The organism is Prevotella conceptionensis 9403948 (assembly GCF_000312305.1).
Classification (GTDB): domain Bacteria; phylum Bacteroidota; class Bacteroidia; order Bacteroidales; family Bacteroidaceae; genus Prevotella; species Prevotella conceptionensis.
On sequence record NZ_HE999449.1, the window covers coordinates 1 to 3,486 of the forward strand.

2 protein-coding genes and 1 pseudogene are annotated in these 3,486 nt (G+C 45.3%); all 3 read left to right on the plus strand.

Annotated features, from left to right (window positions below):
* Nucleotides 1-1,350: RHS repeat domain-containing protein (locus tag BN93_RS16900; RefSeq protein ID WP_232211168.1), on the plus strand; the 1,350-nt coding region annotated here is incomplete at its 5' end.
* Nucleotides 1,340-1,921: a hypothetical protein gene (locus BN93_RS10645; RefSeq protein ID WP_019188315.1), complete on the plus strand. Its 582-nt coding sequence runs from the start codon at nt 1,340-1,342 to the stop codon at nt 1,919-1,921. The genes BN93_RS16900 and BN93_RS10645, both read left to right, overlap by 11 nt.
* A 1-nt stretch (nt 1,922) precedes the next feature.
* Nucleotides 1,923-3,486, plus strand: a pseudogene (locus tag BN93_RS18010) (type IV secretion protein Rhs); the annotation flags it as partial.

Sequence of the window (3,486 nt, forward strand, 5' to 3'; positions counted from 1 at the left end):
CATTACTTCATCGGCGACAAGCGCATTGCCTCCAAACTAGGAACAGGCAAGTTCAGCAACGTTTATGGCATCAGCAGCAACAACGTTACGGCAGGCCAGAAAGACTATGCCGCCCGCATGCTGCAGATAGAGAAACAGCGCGAGGACTACTACCGCAAGCTGGGCACACCCCCAGGTGTGCCTACGATGAAGGGTGCAACGGCCGACCCCGACAACACGGGTTATGGCTACAACACCATCATCGGGGAACTGGGCGACCACTCTGTGCCCGAAGGTTGGGTGCAACGTCCGAAGTTCAATGACAAGGGGGATGTCCCTGGTCCACCCATCCAATGGCAGAAGCCCGAAGACCCTGACAATGCCCAGCCAGGTTATGGTTATGTCCCCACAGACACGACCAACATCGAGGAAATCTTCTTCTATCATAGTGACCACCTCGGCAGTACCTCCTACATCACCGACGCCAAGGCTAACATCACCCAGTTCGATGCCTACCTGCCCTATGGCGAACTGCTCGTGGATGAACATAGTAGTAGCGAGGATATGCCGTATAAGTTTAATGGTAAGGAACTTGACCAAGAGACGGGACTTTACTATTATGGGGCACGGTATATGAATCCCGTGACATCACTGTGGTATGGAGTAGATATGCTAAAAGAAAAATATCCAAATATTAGTGGATATAGCTACACACGAGGAAATCCCATTCGCTTTATAGATCCAGATGGTAAAATTGTAAAACCAGGAAGCCAAGAAGCTTTAACCGTTATTAGAAATACACTAACGACAGAAGATATGAATTTTGTACAATTAGATAGGAATGGATATATAGATAGAAAACTGATCAATTCACATAAAAGTGAAAGCAAGAATTTTAATAATCTAACAGCATTGGTTAATTCTGATATTCTCATAGAGGTTAGTTTAGTTGATGGAAATGTATCTTATAGAGATAATGAAGGTAGACTCCAAACAGAGCAAATTACATATACAGAACCAGATCCTGACTTTGCGGATCCTAAAGCCGAATATACGTCAGGGTTAAGTACAGGAGAAGGAGGTAAATTCGGCTTAACACTACTTCCAGGGAAGGGTGAAAGTGGGGTTAATTCGCCAGATGATAATATTAGGATCTATATACAAAGTCGATTGTCTCCTGAAGGCAAAGCTGAAACATATAGTCATGAGGGAAATGGTCATGCTCTTCTTTATGTAGAAACTAAAGATCGTAGAATTTCTGGTCATCAAATCCAGGGAGACAAAGAAGGAAATATAAGATTAAGGAATAAAATATTAGAATCAAGACAGGAAACTATTCGAAATATGAAATCAAGAGAAAATGAAAAATAAACAAGCAATGAGATATATTCTCTTAATAATAATATCGTTCATAAGTCAAAGAATGTTTCCTCAGATAAAAAATGTTGGAATAGAACGAACAATGGAATATACAAATTATTTCATTGACAATAAGCCTGTATATCTTATTAATTATAAACTTAGGAATGTTGCAGATGAGGATTATTGGATCTGGTTTGATAATACGAATATAGAAAATAGAACTTCCAAGGAACTTATACGTAAACATTTCTTTTCCAGAGATGGGGATTTTATATTATGTCAGATTGCACTTGATTTTAACATAGAATCTTACTCTCCAGATTTGTTGAGCAACTTTACAAAAGAAATTAAGCCAAAAAGTCAATTCATGATATCCTTTTACGCTAAGGATGTAGCAGATACAACGATTGTAAGAGACTATATGAAAGAGCACCTTGTCATTATAGAAAAACAGAAGATTTTAAGATATATCAAGAATGCTGATTCGTTTAATTCTAAGATTTTTTTTCTTCTTGATAATATGCTCATTCTATATGAACAATTATACTCTTTAGTTAAAAGTAGCATTAAGGATAAGTGAGATGCTTGATTATAATGGCAACAGAGCGTTTGGCACGCAACCCATCGATACAGCCGTTCTAAAAATCGATAAAGAAAAATACGAAGACATCGTAGGAGGCGGCGATCCGGATCCGGAACATATCTCCGAGGTGATGACACCCCTGAACGAGGAACGATTCTTCGTCATGGGCTATAATCCCCAACGGGATGCCTACATCAGCGTTACTGACAGCACTTATATCGGTGGGTTGTGGCAGTGCAGTTCGCGTATGGGCCAACAAGAGATCGATGTAGACAGCGTGTCTTACGCTGCCGGCGGAACTTCACTTCCTGCTCCCGTACTGCAGACCAAAGCCACCGACAATACGGTGGCAGCATCGGGTGGGCTTTCTATGAAGTTCCTTTCGATTGGTGCTTCCGGTAGTAAGAGCTGGCAAGATTCCTATACCAACGTGGCCTGCATGGACCTCAGCGGCGATGGATATCCCGACTGGATAAAAGAGCATAAGGACAAGGTTAATGCACAACTCACTTCCCAGACAGGAGCACTCAGTGCAGAAGTCATCCACCCTGACATTTCCAGACCCAAGTACAAAACCTCCGCCGGAACGGCCGGTATGAATATCGGTGTTCCCCTCACGGAGAAGAACGATTCAAAGAATGCGGCTGCCAAAGCCCCCAGTCCTAAGGAGCAATGGAACTTTAAGACAGCCAACCTTATCGAAGCCGCAAAAGGTAATGAGGCATCGGCCACTTCGGTTAGTGCCAGCGGCAACTATACCCGAGGAACTACCGACACGGAACGCGATTGGGCCGACCTCAATGGCGACGGACTGCCCGATATGCTCGACGGAGGTAGTGTACGTTATAATCTGGGTTATACTTTCACCGACACCCGGCAGAGCGATTGCGGCGGCATCGGTACCTCCAAATCCACCACATGGGGTGCAGGAGGCGGTGTGAGCATTCCTGTTGCCGGAAAGGTGAATATCAGCTTTGGTGTTAACGGAACGCGCACCACTTCCGAGTCGACCAGTTCGATGCTCGATGTCAATGGCGATGGACTGCCCGACATCGTTACCGAAGATGACGACAACCTCTTTGTAGCTTACAATACTGGAAATGGCTTCCCGCCCAAGGTTAATTTCTTGCAGAACGCCAACCTAACCCAGAATATCGCAAACTCCGTTTCTACCTTTGGTAACGTAGCGGTAACGATCCCTATATTCATTTTCAGACTTATTCCTCGCGGCATCTTGGCCACAGCACTGGGCGTAAGCCGCACTACTACGGCCCTCGTCGACATCGACGGTTATCCCGATTATGTCCGTGAGAATGGCCCCAATGAACTAAAGGTACGCCGCAATCTCACCGGTCGCACCAACCTGCTCAAAGGCGTTACCCTGCCTTTCGGCGGACACGTTGCAGTAGAATACAAGCAGACCAAACCGAGCTACAACATGCCTGGACGCCGCTGGGTGATGGCATCTGTGGAGACCACGGGCGGCTATGCCGAGAATGGAGCCACCAGGATGCGCAACGAGTTTGAATACGAAGGCGGCTACCGCGACCGCCGCGAACGCG